Origin of the sequence: Clostridium vitabionis (assembly GCF_015351765.1) — a bacterium.
GTDB classification, from domain to species: Bacteria; Bacillota; Clostridia; order Lachnospirales; family Lachnospiraceae; genus Clostridium_R; species Clostridium_R vitabionis.
The window spans coordinates 170,924-186,367 of record NZ_JADKQA010000005.1; the positions used below are offsets into that span (position 1 = coordinate 170,924).

Annotated in this window: 17 protein-coding genes and 1 pseudogene; 5 read left to right on the forward strand and 13 right to left on the reverse strand. The window is 52.1% G+C overall.

From position 1 onward, the window contains the following. Positions 1–13: 13 nt before the first annotated feature. Positions 14–574, reverse strand: coding sequence for a dTDP-4-dehydrorhamnose 3,5-epimerase (rfbC, locus tag ISF27_RS10690; protein WP_194611465.1), 561 nt, complete (start codon positions 572–574; stop codon positions 14–16). A 197-nt stretch (positions 575–771) separates the two neighbouring features. Then, a complete protein-coding gene (locus ISF27_RS10695) occupies positions 772–1,719 on the reverse strand; it encodes a glycosyltransferase family 2 protein (protein ID WP_194611466.1) in 948 nt (315 codons plus the stop codon). A 264-nt stretch (positions 1,720–1,983) separates the two neighbouring features. On the opposite strand from ISF27_RS10695, the gene hisD reads away from it, so the two are divergent. Together hisD and ISF27_RS10705 are read left to right on the forward strand one after the other, a co-directional pair. Beyond that, positions 1,984–3,252, forward strand: coding sequence for a histidinol dehydrogenase (gene hisD / locus ISF27_RS10700; RefSeq protein ID WP_194611467.1), 1,269 nt, complete (start codon positions 1,984–1,986; stop codon positions 3,250–3,252). Positions 3,253–3,402: 150 nt separating this feature from the next. Continuing rightward, positions 3,403–4,122, forward strand: coding sequence for a DUF554 domain-containing protein (locus ISF27_RS10705; RefSeq protein WP_194611468.1), 720 nt, complete (start codon positions 3,403–3,405; stop codon positions 4,120–4,122). A gap of 11 nt (positions 4,123–4,133) precedes the next feature. Here ISF27_RS10705 and ISF27_RS10710 read toward each other — a convergent pair whose 3' ends face one another. Continuing rightward, entirely contained in the window at positions 4,134–4,541 is a 408-nt protein-coding gene (locus tag ISF27_RS10710; RefSeq protein WP_194611469.1) for a C-GCAxxG-C-C family protein, read from the reverse strand. Between the two features lie 223 nt (positions 4,542–4,764). On the opposite strand from ISF27_RS10710, the gene ISF27_RS10715 reads away from it, so the two are divergent. Further along, positions 4,765–5,430: an SOS response-associated peptidase gene (locus tag ISF27_RS10715; protein WP_194611470.1), complete on the forward strand. Its 666-nt coding sequence runs from the start codon at positions 4,765–4,767 to the stop codon at positions 5,428–5,430. On the opposite strand, the gene ISF27_RS10720 is transcribed toward ISF27_RS10715, so the two are convergent. Next, complete coding sequence (locus ISF27_RS10720) at positions 5,408–6,598, reverse strand: oxygen-binding di-iron domain-containing protein (RefSeq protein ID WP_194611471.1); 1,191 nt, start codon at positions 6,596–6,598, stop codon at positions 5,408–5,410. The two genes, ISF27_RS10715 and ISF27_RS10720, sit on opposite strands and share 23 nt — an antisense overlap. A 254-nt stretch (positions 6,599–6,852) precedes the next feature. Here ISF27_RS10720 and ISF27_RS10725 point away from each other — a divergent pair. Further along, positions 6,853–7,110 (forward strand): annotated as a pseudogene (locus tag ISF27_RS10725) (S24 family peptidase); the annotation flags it as partial. A 74-nt stretch (positions 7,111–7,184) separates the two neighbouring features. Here the strand turns inward: ISF27_RS10725 and ISF27_RS10730 are convergent. The 9 genes from ISF27_RS10730 to ISF27_RS10765 all read right to left on the reverse strand — a co-directional run bounded on the left by ISF27_RS10730 (position 7,185) and on the right by ISF27_RS10765 (position 14,581). Continuing rightward, positions 7,185–7,709: a hypothetical protein gene (locus tag ISF27_RS10730; protein WP_194611472.1), complete on the reverse strand. Its 525-nt coding sequence runs from the start codon at positions 7,707–7,709 to the stop codon at positions 7,185–7,187. A 215-nt stretch (positions 7,710–7,924) separates the two neighbouring features. Then, entirely contained in the window at positions 7,925–9,103 is a 1,179-nt protein-coding gene (locus ISF27_RS10735) for an AAA family ATPase (RefSeq protein WP_194611473.1), read from the reverse strand. 217 nt (positions 9,104–9,320) lie between these two features. After that, positions 9,321–9,680, reverse strand: coding sequence for a hypothetical protein (locus tag ISF27_RS10740; protein ID WP_194611474.1), 360 nt, complete (start codon positions 9,678–9,680; stop codon positions 9,321–9,323). Between the two features lie 19 nt (positions 9,681–9,699). After that, positions 9,700–9,834, reverse strand: coding sequence for a hypothetical protein (locus ISF27_RS13465; protein WP_268904265.1), 135 nt, complete (start codon positions 9,832–9,834; stop codon positions 9,700–9,702). A 351-nt stretch (positions 9,835–10,185) separates the two neighbouring features. After that, entirely contained in the window at positions 10,186–11,238 is a 1,053-nt protein-coding gene (locus tag ISF27_RS10745) for an IS30 family transposase (protein ID WP_194609583.1), read from the reverse strand. A 97-nt stretch (positions 11,239–11,335) separates the two neighbouring features. Continuing rightward, complete coding sequence (locus ISF27_RS10750) at positions 11,336–11,989, reverse strand: hypothetical protein (protein WP_194611475.1); 654 nt, start codon at positions 11,987–11,989, stop codon at positions 11,336–11,338. A 19-nt stretch (positions 11,990–12,008) separates the two neighbouring features. After that, entirely contained in the window at positions 12,009–12,410 is a 402-nt protein-coding gene (locus ISF27_RS10755; RefSeq protein WP_194611476.1) for a hypothetical protein, read from the reverse strand. Positions 12,411–12,523: 113 nt separating this feature from the next. After that, positions 12,524–13,870 (reverse strand): MATE family efflux transporter, encoded by a 1,347-nt coding sequence (locus ISF27_RS10760; protein WP_194611477.1) that lies wholly within the window; start codon positions 13,868–13,870, stop codon positions 12,524–12,526. Positions 13,871–13,930: 60 nt separating this feature from the next. After that, positions 13,931–14,581, reverse strand: a complete 651-nt coding sequence (locus ISF27_RS10765) for a trimeric intracellular cation channel family protein (protein WP_194611478.1) — start codon at positions 14,579–14,581, stop codon at positions 13,931–13,933. A gap of 307 nt (positions 14,582–14,888) precedes the next feature. On the opposite strand from ISF27_RS10765, the gene ISF27_RS10770 reads away from it, so the two are divergent. Further along, positions 14,889–15,425 (forward strand): hypothetical protein, encoded by a 537-nt coding sequence (locus ISF27_RS10770; RefSeq protein WP_194611479.1) that lies wholly within the window; start codon positions 14,889–14,891, stop codon positions 15,423–15,425. The last annotated feature ends 19 nt before the right edge of the window (positions 15,426–15,444 follow it).

Sequence of the window (15,444 nt, forward strand, 5' to 3'; positions counted from 1 at the left end):
TTGTCTCCCTCGATCAGAGCTGAAAATGGAAGGTTTCGGAGAGCCCGCCCCAATTTCTGTCCCTCTCATTGATATTGAGTTCCATCCCCTCCGGGATCGGCCATTTGACTCCAATCTCCGGGTCGTTCCAGCGGAGGCCGCCCTCATCACCCGGATGATAGAAGTCCGTCACCTTATAGGCGAATTCCGCCTCATCCGAAAGAACCAGGAAACCGTGGGCGAATCCCGGGGAAATGTAGAACTGCTTTTTATTCTCTGCAGTCAGTTCTACGCCAAACCATTTTCCATAGGTCTCCGAATTCACCCGGAGGTCAACCGCGACATCAAAGACAGAGCCTCGGATCGCGCGGACAAGCTTGCCCTGCGGGTACTGCTTCTGATAGTGCAGGCCGCGGAGAACTCCCCGGGTGGACATCGACTGATTGTCCTGCACGAAAACCATATCCAGGCCGGCTTCATGGAAATCTCTCTGATTGTAGGTCTCCATGAAGTAGCCCCTCTCATCATAGAACACTTTCGGCTCGATCACATAGAGGCCTTTGATGTCACAGGGTGTCACGGTAATCTTTCCCATAATTCTCCTCGTTTTCTTATCTGCATCGCATTTGTTCTCAAATTTTCTCATTTTCCGGGCAGCTGATCGGAAGGCTGTTTCCGGGCAGCTGATCGGAAGGCTGTTCCCGGGCAGCTGATCGGAAGGCTGTTCCCGAGCAGCTGCCCGAAAAGCCGAAGGCTATTCTAGCATTAACCCTGCCGCGGGTAAAGCCTTTTTCATCCCCTCTCCCAATAGCTCCGATTCATCGTAAGCCTGAGGATAAGCCATCGGGGAAGCTTCCGATAGTCCCGTCCCAGACGGAAGCCCAGATATTTGCACCCGCTCTGCCAGACCAGCTTCGGCAGAAGCAGAATGTCCCCATTTCGGAGGAGCCAGAACGCCGTCTTTCGGACCAGGCGGATTCCCTCCCCCTCGGAGCGGATCCCGCCGAACACCTCCGGGTGATCCACCTGGGAGACCGCAAGGTCAAAATTCCGGTGCAGCTGGGTGATCCCGCTGTAGTTATGAGAGTGGATCACCTCCGCGTCAGCCGCATAGCCAATCCGGAAGCCTGCCTTCACCGCATGCCCGGCATAGATCATATCTTCATTAAATATCGTCCTGGCAGTGAAGCCGCCGAGTTTTTCCCAGATATCCCGCCGGTACATAGCGCAGACATTAGAGCAAAAGTACGTCTTAATGCCAAGCTCCGGGAGATCGGCCTCCGACTTCACCCGGCTTTTCTCCGGGTAATTGAACTGCCTCGTATAGCGCTCGATCGTCCCGCAGCCGCGGCACGGCAGCTGCCGCCCGTAGACCGCCGCGATGTCCTCCGAGGAATCCAAAAGCCTCAGCAGATGCGCCGTCAGGCTCCTGTCCCGCGGGATTGCGTCCATCGTCATGCAGAGGAAAATATCTGCATCTGACAGCCGCACCCCAAGATTCCGCGACCCGCCATGGTCAAACTCGATCTTCCGGATGTGGTGTACACGCAGCCAATCCGGATTCTTTCCCACTTCGGCGATGAGCCTGGAAAAATGTTCCCCGTCCCAGTACTTCTCCTCGGTATTGACGACAACCACCCGGCGCACCGGAACCCTCTGCGCCGCCAGCCGCCGGAGAAGTTCGTCGAACGTCCCGTCCGGCTTGTAGACCGGGATCACCGCATCGATGACATGCCGCATAGCTGCATTTCCTCCTGTACGGACACTTCCGCCCGCAAATTGATCTGTTCCGTGCGCCTCAGCGCTTTTCCGCAGATCAGGGCAACTCAAAAACCGTGCGCAGGCGGTCTTTTGAGAATCACCCAGACACGTGCTGAACAGCTACCATTCTAGCACATATTGCTGCCGGATTCATCCCGAAAGTGCCTTTTCTCTTGCACCTCCAAGGTTTTCTGTTATATTATGGTATCGTTGCTGATCATATCGGCTGGAAAAGAGGTACCTATGGAATATTTAAAAAGAGCGGCTGAACGCCCCGCGGAGGAAACCAGTGCCCGCGACCGGAGCGTTGCCGAGATCATCCGCGCTGTCCGTGAGCGCGGCGATAATGCTGTCCTTGACTACAACACAAAATTTGACGGGAACACAAGAAAGCTTTTCCGCGTGACCCGCGAGGAGATCGACGCTGCCCGCGCGCAGCTGACTGCCGGAGAGCTCTCCGATCTCGAGGAAGCGCACCGCAATATCCGCGCATTTGCCGAGAAGCAGAGAGAATGCCTGAAATCCCTGGAAAATGTCTCCGTGATTCCCGGTGCCTATCTCGGCCACCGGGTGATCCCGCTCGCCGCTGTAGGCTGCTATGTTCCGGGCGGATCTTACCCGCTCTTCTCCACCGCCCTCATGCTAATCACCCCCGCCAAGGTCGCCGGGGTGAAGCGTGTGGTCGCCTGCGCCCCCACGGAAAAGGGGACGCAGCAGATCAATGCAAAGACGCTGGCCGCCATGGATGTCGCCGGCGCCGATGAAATCTACGCCGTCGGCGGCGTTCAGGCCATCGCCGCGATGGCCTGGGGAACGGAACAGATCTCTCCGGTCGATAAGATTGTCGGCCCCGGCAACCAGTACGTCGCCGAGGCCAAGCGCCAGTGCTATGGCCAGGTGGGCATCGACTTCGTCGCCGGCCCGAGCGAGGTGCTCGCCATTTGCGATGACTCCGCGGATCCGGAAATCGTCGCGGCGGACATGCTTGCACAGTCCGAGCATGATAAGCTCGCCAAGGGCATTGTCGTGACGACCAGCCGGAAGCTCGGGGAAGCCGTCATGGCCGCGGTAAAACGGCAGCTGGAAGTCCTCCCGACCCGTGCCATCGCCGAGGCATCCTGGAACACCTACGGCACCGTGATCCTGGCGGATGATCTCGATGAGGCAGCAAAAATCGCGAACGAGATTGCCCCGGAACACCTTGAGGTTGTCACCCGGGATACCTCCGTGGCGGACAAGCTCGTGAACTTCGGTTCGCTCTTTATCGGGGAGGAGACCGGCGAGGTTTTCGGCGATTACGCCTCCGGCACCAACCACTCCCTGCCGACACTCCGCGCTTCCCGGTATACCGGCGGTGTCTGGGTCGGCACCTTCCTTAAAGTCTGCACCTATCAGCACTATACCCGGGAAGCCATGATGGCTACCGCTCCCCTGGTTTCCCGAATGGCCGAGGGCGAGGGACTGATGGCGCATAAGAACGCCGCGGACATCCGGATGAAACGGCTGGGATAATCGTGGTGAGCCCTACCGGACAACCTAACATTTTATCTAAGTGGCGGCGAGGAAAGCGGTATGTCCTACCGTAGGAGATTGGTCTCGCTGACGTGTAAGCCAATGAGCTGTTCTTCGGAGCAGCTCATTTTTGCTTGGAGGAATAAACCTATGCCAGGACTTGGAACGATATTTAATGTGGCGGCGATTATTGCCGGCGGGGTACTCGGCTGCGCTTTCGGGAACCGCGTACCGGAACGTGTCCGCGGGACACTGCTGAACACCAACGCGGTTGCCGTGATCTTTCTGGGCATCAGCGGCGCTCTCGCCAAAATGCTGACGTTCTCCGATGGGCAGTTTGGCACAACAGGCACGATGATGATGATCGGCAGCCTGGCAATCGGCGGCCTGATTGGAGAGATCTTGAATCTGGAGGACAGATTCGAACAGCTCGGGGAATGGCTGAAAAAGAAAACCGGCAACGCGAAGGATCCCCGTTTCGTGGATGCCTTTGTCACGGCATCGCTGACCGTGTGCATCGGCGCGATGGCGATTGTCGGTTCCATTGAGGACGGGCTGTTCGCCAACCACGCCATCTTATTTGCCAAAGCCGTGCTGGATTTTGTCATCATTCTGGTGATGACCGCCTCCATGGGCAAGGGATGCGGCTTCTCGGCGATCCCGGTCGGCATCCTCCAGGGCTCGATGACACTGCTCAGCTCCCTGATGCGGCCAGTGATGACAGCTGCGGTGATCAATAACATCTCCTATGTCGGTTCCATCCTGATTTTCTGCGTCGGGATCAACCTGCTTTTCGGGAAGAAGATCCGGGTGGCCAACCTGCTGCCTGCCCTTGTCATCGCCGGGCTGTGGACACTTCTTCCCGCATAATCGTCTGAGGTTCAGATCTTTATCCCTCTCGCTGCAAGCATCTCCTCCACTGCTTCCACCGCCTCATAGACCATGCCATCGCAGTGCGGCTTTTTCTCCTGGGGGCTTCCAACTTCCGCTGCAAGAAGATCCCGGCAAAGTGTCCTGCCCTCATGGCTGCCTGCCATTCGCCGGATAAACTCAACCGCATCCGCGGGTTCGCCCACACCGCAAAGCCCCAGCGCCATAAGTCCGCCGGTGATTGCACCGCAGGTTCCGCCTGTCCGCATACCGCTGCCGAAATGCTCGGCAATCGCATTTGCCTGGTCAGCTGCCAGGCCTTTCTTTTCCGCAAACGGGGTGAACACCGCCTGGGCACAATTATAATGCCTGCTCTTGTCCTCCCGCATCTCGTGGCTTCTCTTTAACATTTCCCCCATCTTGCATTTCCTCCATGGTTATCCCGCCGCACACCGCCGGGGATTGTGTCATCCCCGACATTCCAGGCTGCTCAACTATCCTCCCCATTATACAGAAAAAAGAGTTCCTGTGCTATGATAGCCTTATCCCCCGTCATCACAAAAACCCAGACCGGCCTCCCCGCCATCGGCCGGCTCTTTACCAATCCATGTCACTGTCCAGAACCCACATGCGGAGGCGGAAATGTGCACCAGATTTTTCCTTGACACAGAACATTCACCAGAAATCCAGCCCTATATCGAAGCGGCGGCAGCTTCCCCGAGGAAAGCTGCCATGACCCGCACACTTGGAAAAGAAATGAAAACCTCCGGAGAAATCCGCCCGACCGACATGGTCGCGGCAATCGCCCCTTCCCCGTCAGGGAAGAAATCTGTTTATCCCATGGTCTGGGGATACCATATCGGAGGGCTGAACCGCCCGGTCGTGAATGCCAGGGCGGAAAGCGCCAGAGATAAGAAATCCTTTTCGAACGACTGGAAGAAGCATCGCTGCGTCATCCCTGCCTCGTACTACTTTGAGTGGGAACACCGGAAAACTGCCGAGGGGAAAACCATTCTCGGCAGCAAGTATGCCTTATGGCCGGAGAACGCAACGGCTACCTGGCTCGGCGGACTGTACCGGCTGGAAGCCCGGGACGGTTTTCTCTATCCCGTGTTCACCATCCTGACCCGGGCTCCGGGCCCCGCAGCGGCAAAAATCCACGACCGCATGCCGCTCATCCTGCCGGAGAATATGGTCGACGCCTGGATTCATCCGGGCAGCAATCCGGAAGAAATCCTCCGCGAAGCACTGACCGACACGGCCGTCCGTCCCCTGGTGCGTCCGCTCAATCTGCCAGCAGATTCCTGACCAGCGCCGGAATCTGGGCAAAATCCGCTTCCTCCGGATTCCACTGGGAGCGGACATTTTCTTCAATCACGGCAAATCCCGCTTCCTTCAGCTTTTCCTGCAGGATTCTGACGGATTCCCCGCTCCAGCCATAGCAGCCGAAAGCCGCCGCTTTCTTATTCTTGAACTTCAGCTGCCGTAAGAATTCCATCCACCCGGCGACACTGGAAAGGACGCTGTTGCTCACTGTCGGAGAGCCAACGGCAATAGCCTTAGATTTAAATACCTCGGTCATGACTTCATTCTTATCGCTCTTCGCGATATTAAACACTTTAACCACCGTATCCGGGCTCTGCAGGTGAACCTCGTCCGCGATCTTATGCGCGATCTTGGCTGTCCCCTCCCACATGGTATCATAAGCAATCGTCACCTGGTTCTCCTGATAAGCATCCGCCCAGGCCGCATATTTTTCCACAATCTGCAGCGGATTCTCCCGCCAGATCGCGCCGTGCGCCGGAGCGATCATCTCGATCGGAAGGTTCAGTCCGGACAGCTCCTCCAGTTTTTTCCGCAGGATGGGGGCAAACGGATTCAGGATATTGGCAAAGTACTTCATCGCCTCCCTGTTCAGCACACACTGATTAGCCTTGTCGTTAAACAGCTCTTCCACCGCGTAATGCTGGCCAAAGGCGTCCATGGAAAAGAGGATATTGTCGCCGGTCAGGAATGTTGCCATAGAATCCGGCCAATGAAGCATGCGCATCTCCACAAAGATGAGCTTTTTGCCATTGCCGATATCCACAGAATCCCCGGTTTTCACAACACGGAAATTCCACCCCCGCTTCCCATACTGGCCTTCAATACTTTTCACCGCATTTGCCGTGCAGTAGATCGGTGTTCCCGGAATCTCCTCCATCAGCGCTGTGAGCGACCCTGAATGGTCACATTCCCCGTGATTTGCCACAATAAAGTCAATTTTCTTCAAATCTGTTTCTTTCTTCAGATTTTCCACAAAATCGAACCGATGCGGCGTCCACACCGTATCCACCAGCACCGTTTTTTCTTCCTCAATCAGATAGGCATTCTGGCTCGAACCGTTCAGAATGGAATAATCATCCCCGTGGAAACGATTCAGTTCCCAGTCCATATAGCCAATCCAGCTCACGTCGCCCTTTACCGATTTTCTCATGTTCCTTCCTCCTCGTCTTTTGCTTACCATCGCTAGCTCAGACTATAGCAGAACACCGGGCAAAAGTATGTTGTCAGCACCACGAGAACGGATTTTTCCCTGAGAATGCGGCGCACCCTCTCCGCGGCGGAAGGCAGCATAAAAAAGCTCCGGCTGTACGACGCGCGAGTATCCGCCGGAACCGGAGATTTTCTGGATTCTGATGATTACACAACAATTGAGATCCCCGGAACAGACGCTGGGGGGCTGATTTCGCCGTCACCGTCAGCGGGGACAGCAGGGAACCGGTCTTTCACAATCACGACATGGTCTATGTGCACCGGCAGGAATCGCTGGAGGACGGGGAGATCGGCATCTTCTCCCTCAACGACAATGCCTACATTAAAAAGCTGAAAAATGACGCCGGCGGGACATTCCTGGTTTCCCTGAATCCCAAGTATCCGCCGATCCCGGTAGACCCGGAACGCGACTCCTTCCGCATCTTTGGAAAAATCTGCCGCACGAAAGCATAGAGAATTTTTCGTTCAAGTATTTGGCCATATTTTACTCGAGTATTTTCGAAATACATCTCTTTATGCAGAGAGCATTACTCGCCGAAAAACAAGTGCCGGACCTGCCTGTCGAAATCAGCTGCACTTTCACACTGCTTGACCACTCTGAACCAGTTATTTTCTAAAACCGGAGCGAATTCTTTATATATTTTCGAACTTTTTTTGTTTCCTCTGATTCTTATGCCATGGTATTCCTTACTTCGAGAAATAATGGTATTCCATGGATCCTTGATCTCTTCAGGATGTTCCGAATCGTTAAAGGCCGATACAACCCAGGCTTCCGTGCTATCGCAAGGGATCATAGTCATAATTCGAGTTCTTTCATTCTCTGTTTCTGATAATTGCCGAATCATTCCATCAAGATGAATGCGGTTCCCATTTGGTGTGTCTGGATGCGCAGGGCACGGAAGCTCAACAGGACACTCTCCCTTACTGATTTTGATGCAATCAATTGGAGAGGATGTATTTCTAAATTCACATGGAACCTTATCACACCAGCAGTGAGCTTCCTTTTCCTTTCTCGACACATCTCCATCTATGTGAATAACCAATGCATCCATACGGGGTACAATATCATTCAACAGTTGCGGAATCAGTTTCCGGCTTTTTTCACACCACTTCCAGACACCCTTCCACCCGTTGCCATACCTCCCAAGGCAGTCCTGTTCCGGCTGAATGAATCGAAAGTTGTTTTCTTCCTGCGATATATGATTGATCACAGCGCGAAGAACAATACGGTCTGTAGGTCCCTCACATATTAGCCCAATGCACTTTTTCATAACAGATCTGGAACGCCTCCGATGTAGCCATCAATCCACAGCCTCGATAAAGGCATTCCTGTTTCGGTCATCTCCTTACTGATCTGAATGCGTTCAAGAATCGTATATCCTTTACTATTTCGATTTACTGTAAATAAGCGGATACGGTCATCCAATAAATCAAGACCGTCCAGGACAAGTGGATTATGTGTTGTGAGAAATACCGTCTTTTTCCGCTTCAGTATCTCACCGCAGAATATCTGCGTTAACCGCTTAACCAGTCGTGGATTCAATGCATGATCAAAGTTATCAATGGAAAATACTTCCGGTGCCTCGGGATGCATGGCCAATGTCAGCATAAAGAGCACATATAAAGCACCCTCACTGGCATCATATCCCGTAAAATAAGCATTCTTCTTGAGATACCGATCCTCAAACTCAATGACCTGGCGCGTGGATGAAACACCAGCATTTAAGGTTGTCTTTTTGGGTGCAGTGATTCGAAATCCATCTGCCCAGTCAATTAATGACATGATATCGTCTTCATCCAGATTGCCGAATTTAATTTCCCCATCTTCCTCTGTCAAGATATCCTGAACTGCTTCTGCCAGGCGCCCTCCAGACAATCCAACAGGCACTGCGGGAACAGGATCTGAAGCATTGCCTCTAAGGATAGGTGTTTCTGGCTGGTAAATTCCATAGTCTGCCAGATGTTCTCCCATTTTCCTGCAGACAGTATCCTTCAGATTGTTGCTAAGCATAAAATATCCTATGTCATTTGCAATAGGCGCTTTTGTGCGATTGCTTCGCCCCATAACCTTCTGCCCATCTTCTGTCGCGACCTCCGACAGATATTTCCAGGCATCTCCAGATGCGGGTGGGGTCATATCCGCATTATAGGTACACTTGACGCCATCCTCGGTCCAGTCGACGTCAAATTCTGCATATTGTTTTGCCCGGGTGATTGTTTTAAACCGCGACTTATACATAGCGGAAGGACTAAGCCTTACTCCCTTCCGCTGCAGACTATTATCATTGACCCTGTCTGTCATTGCTGCACTCAGAATGCCTATGGATTCCAGTACAGTAGATTTTCCCGATCCATTTGCGCCTATAAGAACATTAACATTACCGGGTTCAAATTCTGTATCATACATTGATTTAAAGTATTTAATATGTATTTTATCTATTTTCATAATATTGAACCCCTTTCAAGGCCTCTTTGTGTTAATTGTATTACGAATTTGATATCTGATCAATAAACATCTTATTTATAGAGATTAGCATTAGTCAAGTAAGAAAAAAGCACCACCCTTTCTCCTATAAAGAAGATTGGATAGTGCTTATTTTTGTACCATGATTGCTTAACTTAATAGCATTGAGCTTTCTCCGGGCAGCTCTTTGCTTAAAACATTAAGCTTCTGAAAGATCATATCCCGCCAGCGCGGACCTTGACCTGAAATCAGCCTCATCCTTGATGCCAAATTCGGATGCCTTTTTGACTGCATACCGGATTGGGAACTGCTTGTCACGCATAAGCTCAAACAGCATCAGAAGCCGCCCTTCCAGTTTGCCTTCAGCAAAACCTTGTTTCAGCCCGTTTTCGTAGATTCCTTCGCTGAGATTACACATTGTATCCACCCCTTTCGAGATATTGCCAAAAACAGGAATCTTATCGAGGATTTCCTTATCCGCAAGCAGTTCCTTGACATAGGCATCATACTTCGCTTTAGCCTCTGCCACGGAAAATGTGTGCTGCAAATGAGTTTCCATTTTTGGGTGTTCTCCCTTCTTAAGCGGTACTTGGGAAGCTATATCGCTCAAACATGTCTTTCGCCCAGTCTCCCTGTTCGGCGTCGCCATAGTCCCGTGGCTCGGCGTCCTGTTTTCCCAAAAGGCTTTTAAACCATGATTTCTTCTCTGCCAAAGCCTGTTCCCCCTTCTGTTGATCTGGCGATCTGTATGATTACTATTCTAATTATGTGTCCCTATGTGTTCCGGGACCAAAAAGATTTTGTGATGACTGCTTCCTGCAGATGCACTTACTGTGGCAAATGATCGTAGCCTTCAAACGATTCCACAGGGTCAACGATGACATTTTTAAGCGCTGACAATGGCTGCCACGAAGCAATTCAGCCCGCTTAAGTTTGAACAAATTCCTTTATGTTCGATAAATGTGTTTAGCACGTTCTTGGCTGCATCCGTATGTGTCTTTTTATACGTATAATCGTATGTAAAATTCTTCGGTAAATTGCAATAACAAGTTGGACACCCTCCGCTAGGCAGTAGCCTGGTAGATTCGGTCGATTTCCTCCTCGAAGATTTCATCCGGGGTTCTGTAACCCAGGATCTTCCGTGGGAGGCAGTTACACCAGGTCTCCACATCGGAGATCTGCTGACCGGTAAAGTCATCAATCCGCTTACCCTTTGGTATGAACCTTCTGATCAGGCCGTTATGCCGCTCTACGGTTCCCTTATCGCAGGATGTGTAGGGATGGGCATAGTAGACAAGCGTATCAGCCATCTTCTCAAGTTCTGAAAGGTCGGCGAATTCCGAACCGTTATCGGTCGTAATCGTTTTGAACACTTCACCGAAGTGTTCGCTGTAAGTCTCCTGAAGCTGTTTAATTGCCTTCATGACACACGCTGATGTCTTGTTTGCAATAGGAAGCATCAGGAACTCACGGCTTTTGCGTTCAGCAAGAGTGAGCAGGACCTGATCATCCCGGGTTTTGGCACCCAATACGAGGTCACATTCCCAGTGCCCGAATTCCTCACGGGACTCGATCTCTCTGGGACGTTCCTCAATGCTGCGACCCAGCTTTTTCTTGTTGATCCGAACTCTATGTTTCTTGGACTTACGCTTCAGCTTTTCAGGAAGGTTATGGTTCCTGATGCCAAAGAGGCCAAGATCAACATAGCGGTAAAGCGTTTTTGTGCAGACGATCTGCTCTCTGGTAAATTCACCATCGAGAACAGCGCGTCCAGTGCAGGCGTCCAATGACCAGCCATCTTCTGTAAAGTGTTTCAGCACATACTCCAGAAACGCTGATCTGCTCAGGAAGTCATAATGCCGGCAACTGTGCTTTCGGTTGTCCTCATAGGCTTTCTGACCGGCAGACGCCTTATAACGGGTCACATGGCCGTTATACAAGGCAACGGAGCCACGTGCTATTTCGTTCGAGACAGTGTTCGGTGAGCAGCCGATCTCACGGGCAATTGCCCGGATGGAGTAGTGGTCTTTAAGACGAATCTGAATAAGAACCCGTTCCTCATACGAAAGATGTTTGCCTTTTATATGGGAAGATATGGTAGAATGAGAGTAGTCCATGGTGGCGATTCTCCTGTAGAAAGTTTGTTGTGGTGACTTACATTCTACCAAAGATCCTGCCATGGATCTTTATTTTATTCAGATGTCCAACTTCATTTTACAATCGGCGTGTAAAATTCTTCCCCATCCATGTCGAAATATAATCGGCCTTATCACGATCGGACATCCCCACGGTATCAGCCTTTGCTTTCTGAATAAACGTATACAGTGCTTTTAATTTCGCTGTCCTTTCCGCAATCAGCTCATCATTAGCGATACCATCTCCATCTTCTATCGGTCCGGCGAAAATTTTGCACGTTTTTGTATCATGACCTGCAACGTAACAGTATCTGAAAAAAAGATCATTTGAACAGTTTAATTTCCGGAAATCATCATAGCTGATTGTGCCGAGCACATAATACGTCTTTCCTCCTGCGTGATACTCTTCGGGCTTCCATGTGCCAAGGGCAACTCCCGCAGCATTTTTGATGATGTTTCGTATTGCCTCGCTGTCAACATACTGATAGATGCTGTTTGCCATATCTTCTGCTGACATATCCATGGATGAATCAGCCTGCGTCTCTTCTACCTGCGCGCCTGCCACCACTGGTGCATCCATACTTGCCGGCTCAATCGGAACGGTCACATATTCTGCCTCTGACTCCAATGTAGTATCTGGATAAGAAGCCGTAGCACTTTCACTTTCAGCCCATAAATCGTTAATCGTGTAAGGGGCGCCAATTTCTAAAGGTTCCCTGCGGAGGACGGTCAATCGCCTTTCCCACCCTGGATCATCTCAGGAAAATATTTAGACAGATCGATTTCCATTGTCTGCTGCAGCATACTTCCTTCATATTCCCCGAAGATTTCGAGTTTTCTTTTTCGAGCCTGATTCGTTCCGCCTTTAATCTCAGCATCCGCATTATTGTTGCTTCATCCATTTCTTCAAACTGTCTGTTCAGCCTCTTCTGATCCAGTTCTGATACTCCCTTCCCGTTTTCGAACATGCAGGAGAAGGCTTTCAAGCTTGGGCTTCCATCCTGCTCTAGGATCCCGTTTTCTTTTTCCCATGGAGTGATCATCTCATCGATTTCCTGCATTCTTTCCTCAATTTTTCTGATTCTCTCATCGCTTATGCTTTTTATCTCCGGCATCTGAGTCTCCTTTCGAGATTTTCCCTTTGTTTTCTCCATTACAATAGCAGGTTTCTCGTGTTTTATGATTTCCGCTGGCGGGACAAAAACAGGCCTCGCCGATGGCCCGTATATATATCCGCAGCCCTCTCACAAGCCGTCCCGGCACATCTTTACTGCCCGGATAAGTGAAAGACCAGCAGATTTTTCCGATGCCGCAGATAATACCCCAGGCCTGTCACATCCGCGAGAAACCATCCGATAGGGATGGACACCCATATTCCCGCCTCCCCCCAGGCCGGGGAAAATGCATACGCCAAGGTGACCCTGAGCCCCAGAGATACGATTGTCAAGATGACGGAGATTCCCGGCCGGTTCACCGCGCGGTAGAAACCATACCACAGAAAGAGACAGCCGATCCCGAGATAAAAAGCGCCTTCGATCCGGAGATAGCGCACGCCGGACGCGATCACCGCGGTGTCGTCCGCCCGGATAAAGATGCGCATCAGGTCTTCCGCCGCGAACACCACAAGAATGGAGAGCACCAGGGAGAAGGCCGAGCTGAACAGAACCGCTGTCCTCATCCCCCTGCGGATGCGTTCTTTCTCTCCGGCGCCGTAATTCGTCGCCACAAAGGTGGAAAAGGCATTGCCAAAATCCTGCACCGGGAGATAGGCGAAGGTATCGATCTTGACCGCGGCGGCAAAGGCTGCCATGGTCACCGCGCCAAAGCTGTCCACCAGCCGCTGTACCAGGAGGATCCCAAAATTCATGCAGGACTGCTGCGCGCAGGTGAGCACGGACAGGTCAAGAATCTCCTTCAGGATCTTCCTGTCAAGGCGCATATCCGCCCTCTCCGGGAGAAATTCCCGGTATTTTCGGAGAAACCAGGCAAGGATGCCCACCCCGGAGACATACTGCGCGAAGACCGTCGCTGCTGCCGCGCCGCCGATCCCGAAGGGGAAGACCATCACCAGCAGAACGTCCAGCGCGATATTGAGTACCGCGGAAATCCCAAGGAAGACCAGGGGTACCACGGAATTTCCCGCCGCCCTGAGCAGGCAGGAAAAATAGTTGGCCATGGATGTCGCGGGAATCCCGGAAAAAATGATGCACAGATAGAGCCGCATGAAGCCGCGGATTTCCCGGGGAATCTGCAGAAAGCCGAGAAGCGGGTCAAGAGCCGCGTAAGAAATCAGGTTTAAGAGCAGGGTAATGCCCATGATCAGGGCAAAGGACTGAAAAACCACCGAACGCAGGGATTTCCGGTCGCCTCTTCCGAGATAAATGGAGAACAGCGCTCCCGTCCCCATAGAAAGGCCGAGAAAAATCGAGACAAGGAAGGTCATCAGGGAATAGGCTGATCCCACCGCCGCCAGTGCCCCTCTGCCCAGCGCCTGGCCCACGATCAGCGTATCCGTAAGATTGTAGACCTGCTGAAGCAGATCCCCGGCGATCATCGGAAGCGCGAAGGCCACCAGCCCTCCGGCAATATTCCCTCTGGTGAGATCCTGATTCATGTGTTGATATCCTCCCGGAAACGGTGATCGGCCGAGGCAGAAACAGCCAGCGATGTCACATCAGTGAAACGACGGCAGATTCCAGCGGTAATGGATCGCCAGGATACGGATCGCCACCGTGACCGCCATGCTGAGGAACGCTGCCGTCACAACGGATCCCCTGCCGGCAGAAAACGTGGTGTATACGGCCGCCCCGGCAATCGCCGCGATCCCGTACACCCGCCGCCGGAAAATCAGCGGCATCTGTCCTGCCATCATGTCGCGCAGAATACCGCCGCCGATCCCCGTCACCGTTCCGACAAAGACCGTGAGAAACTGGTTTCCGCCGAAGCCGGCGTTCACCGCTGTCCGGCATCCGACGACAACAAAAGCGGCGAGCCCTACCGAATCCGCCGCGTTCAGCAGAAATTCCGTCCGGAGGAAGGTTTTTTCTCCCGGTTTCCTCCGCTCTGCCCGTTTTTCCAATAAAAACTGAACCAAGCAGGCGGCAACTGCCACCTCGGAATAAATGGGCCGGATAAACATCACCGGTGGGGTAATCCCCAAAAGCAGGTCGCGGAACACACCGCCGCCGACCGCTGTGGCGCAGCCGAGGAGAATCGCGCCAAAGAGATCCATCTTCCGCTCGCGCGCCACCATCACCCCGGAGACAGCAAAGGCTGCCGTCCCGATGATTTCCAGTGCAAAAATAAGGGAATCGAACGTCACCATGCGCCACCTCCAATCTTGCCGCCGTGTAACAGGCTCGATTTATCGTTCTCTATTGTGCCTTTAAGCATGATTTTAACAGATTGTCAGGCTTCTTACTATCATGAACCGGACATTAAGCAGGATTCTCCATCAATCGCGGCAAGGTAAAAGCACCGGTGTTGCCGAATCATTAAATACTTGAAAAATGATGGACTTTCTGCTATTATGCGATACGTTATTTTGTATACAGATTCAGAAGGGGATATGCATGTCTAAACCATGTGTATGTTCATGCCTATATCTTTCCTCATAACAAACGGAGATGCCAATGAGAAGGAAAAAAGCAAAAAAGATGGGGGCTTTAGCGCTCTCTGTGCTTCTAGCGTCAAGTTTATCCGCCCCAACAACTGCCATGGCGGCAGAGACAACCACTCTGGAAACAAATCAAACCGAAGCCCAGGCTGAAACAGGAACTGCATCTGCGGAACCGGCTTCCAATGAACAGCCTGCGGCACCCGCTTCCAGCGAACAGACTGCGATTTCAGTAGATGCATCCGCTTCTGAGCATCAGCAAACGGATGTATCCGTGGAAAATGCAGGCGCAGACGATACGCAGCCAAATGCCGGTGTGGATAGCAAAAGTGAAATCAGCAGCAATCCCGAAACCGTTGGGGAAAATGCAATTTCCAGTGAACCATCTCAAGAGCCAGTGGCAAATCCTCTTGATGTTCAGCAGGCGCCACAGCAGGATGAGAAAACCGGGATTGAAGAACCTCCCGTTGATCTGAAAACGACCGTAACGAACAATGTCGACACAGCAGCCCCGGACGAGGACAAGCAGGGTTCGAATATCTCGTATAATTAGTGTCTGCTCAACATTGGGT

Excerpts from the sequence above, each read along its gene's own strand:
- rfbC (WP_194611465.1), bottom strand. The coding sequence starts at position 574 with ATGGGAAAGATTACCGTGACACCCTGTGACATCAAAGGCCTCTATGTG.
- ISF27_RS10695 (WP_194611466.1), bottom strand. The coding sequence starts at position 1,719 with ATGCGGCATGTCATCGATGCGGTGATCCCGGTCTACAAGCCGGACGGG.
- hisD (WP_194611467.1), top strand. The coding sequence starts at position 1,984 with ATGGAATATTTAAAAAGAGCGGCTGAACGCCCCGCGGAGGAAACCAGT.
- ISF27_RS10705 (WP_194611468.1), top strand. The coding sequence starts at position 3,403 with ATGCCAGGACTTGGAACGATATTTAATGTGGCGGCGATTATTGCCGGC.
- ISF27_RS10710 (WP_194611469.1), bottom strand. The coding sequence starts at position 4,541 with ATGGGGGAAATGTTAAAGAGAAGCCACGAGATGCGGGAGGACAAGAGC.
- ISF27_RS10715 (WP_194611470.1), top strand. The coding sequence starts at position 4,765 with ATGTGCACCAGATTTTTCCTTGACACAGAACATTCACCAGAAATCCAG.
- ISF27_RS10720 (WP_194611471.1), bottom strand. The coding sequence starts at position 6,598 with ATGAGAAAATCGGTAAAGGGCGACGTGAGCTGGATTGGCTATATGGAC.
- ISF27_RS10730 (WP_194611472.1), bottom strand. The coding sequence starts at position 7,709 with ATGGATGCATTGGTTATTCACATAGATGGAGATGTGTCGAGAAAGGAA.
- ISF27_RS10735 (WP_194611473.1), bottom strand. The coding sequence starts at position 9,103 with ATGAAAATAGATAAAATACATATTAAATACTTTAAATCAATGTATGAT.
- ISF27_RS10740 (WP_194611474.1), bottom strand. The coding sequence starts at position 9,680 with ATGGAAACTCATTTGCAGCACACATTTTCCGTGGCAGAGGCTAAAGCG.
- ISF27_RS10745 (WP_194609583.1), bottom strand. The coding sequence starts at position 11,238 with ATGGACTACTCTCATTCTACCATATCTTCCCATATAAAAGGCAAACAT.
- ISF27_RS10755 (WP_194611476.1), bottom strand. The coding sequence starts at position 12,410 with ATGGAGAAAACAAAGGGAAAATCTCGAAAGGAGACTCAGATGCCGGAG.
- ISF27_RS10760 (WP_194611477.1), bottom strand. The coding sequence starts at position 13,870 with ATGAATCAGGATCTCACCAGAGGGAATATTGCCGGAGGGCTGGTGGCC.
- ISF27_RS10765 (WP_194611478.1), bottom strand. The coding sequence starts at position 14,581 with ATGGTGACGTTCGATTCCCTTATTTTTGCACTGGAAATCATCGGGACG.
- ISF27_RS10770 (WP_194611479.1), top strand. The coding sequence starts at position 14,889 with ATGAGAAGGAAAAAAGCAAAAAAGATGGGGGCTTTAGCGCTCTCTGTG.